The sequence below is a fragment of the Methylobacterium sp. J-043 genome (assembly GCF_022829505.1).
GTDB lineage: Bacteria > Pseudomonadota > Alphaproteobacteria > Rhizobiales > Beijerinckiaceae > Methylobacterium > Methylobacterium extorquens_A.
On the sequence record NZ_JAKSYB010000031.1, the window covers coordinates 1 to 624 of the forward strand.

Annotated in this window: 1 pseudogene; it reads left to right on the forward strand. The window is 70.0% G+C overall.

Annotated elements, in window-relative coordinates:
* Positions 1-624 (forward strand): annotated as a pseudogene (locus tag MKK50_RS05540) (transketolase C-terminal domain-containing protein); the annotation flags it as partial.

A 624-nucleotide genomic window follows, 5' to 3' on the forward strand; every position in this document is an offset into this window, starting at 1 on the left:
TCGGCATCGCCGAGCAGCACGCGGTGACGTTTGCCGGCGGTCTGGCGACGGAGGGCTACAAGCCGTTCGTGGCGATCTCCTCGACCTTCCTGCAGCGGGCCTACGATCATGTAGTGCACGATGTGGCGCTGCAGAACCTTCCGGTGCGGTTCTGCCTCGACCGGTCTGGTGGGGTGGGTGCCGTCGGCAGGACGCTTGCTGGCCGGTTCGAACTGGCCTGACTCTGCTGCCTGCCGAACATGACGGTGATGGCCGCCGCCGACGAGGCGGAACTGGTGCACATGGTGGCGACCTGCCACGCGCACGATTCGGGCCCGATCGCGCTGCGCTACCCGCGCGGCGAGGGGGTCGGCATCGAGCTGCCGGAGAAGGGTGAGCCGCTGGCGATCGGCCGGGGCCGTGTGGTGCGGCGTCCGGAAGGGGCGCGGGTGGCGCTTCTTTCGCTCGGCACGCGCCTGTCGGAGGCCTTGAAGGCGGCCGACGCGCTGGAGGCCGAGGGTGTCGCGGCGACGGTGGCGGATGCGCGCTTTGCCAAGCCGCTGGACGCGGAGCTGATCGTCGATCTGGCGATGAGCCACGAGGTTCTGGTGACGGTGGAGGAAGGCTCGGTCGGTGGCTTCGGGG